The sequence below is a fragment of the Citrobacter sp. VF227 genome (assembly GCF_052950715.1).
This window is the reverse complement of record NZ_JBRFVF010000444.1, coordinates 1-458: the sequence shown is the minus strand read 5'-3', so window position 1 is coordinate 458 and position 458 is coordinate 1. Positions and strand designations below refer to the sequence as shown.

The window sequence follows — 458 nt, the reverse complement described above, 5'->3', positions numbered from 1 at the left end:
CATCATCGCCAACCCGAACTGCTCGACCGCGCAGCTGGTCGTCGCGCTCAAGCCCCTCCACGAGGCGGCCACGATCAAGCGCGTCGTCGTGTCGACCTACCAGTCGGTCTCCGGCGCCGGCAAGGAGGCGATGGACGAGCTCTTCAACCAGACCCGCGCCGTGTTCACCGCCGGCGAGATCAAGCAGGGCGGCAAGTTCACCAAGCGCATTGCCTTCAACGTCATCCCCCACATCGACGTGTTCATGGAGGATGGCTACACGAAGGAAGAGTGGAAGATGGTCGCCGAGACCAAAAAGATGCTCGACCCGAAGATCAAGCTGACGGCGACCGCCGTCCGCGTTCCGGTCTTCATCGGTCACGCGGAATCGGTGAACATCGAGTTCGAGCAGCCGCTCTCGGCCGAGAAGGCTACCGAGATCCTGCGCGCCGCCCCCGGCGTGCTGGTGATCGATAAGC

At 63.5% G+C, this 458-nt stretch carries 1 protein-coding gene; it reads left to right on the top strand.

Going from position 1 to position 458, the window contains the following annotated elements; all coding sequences use genetic code 11:
* Positions 1-458, top strand: a 458-nt coding sequence (locus ACU8YC_RS27240) for an aspartate-semialdehyde dehydrogenase (protein WP_446896294.1), incomplete at both ends; no start/stop codon positions are given.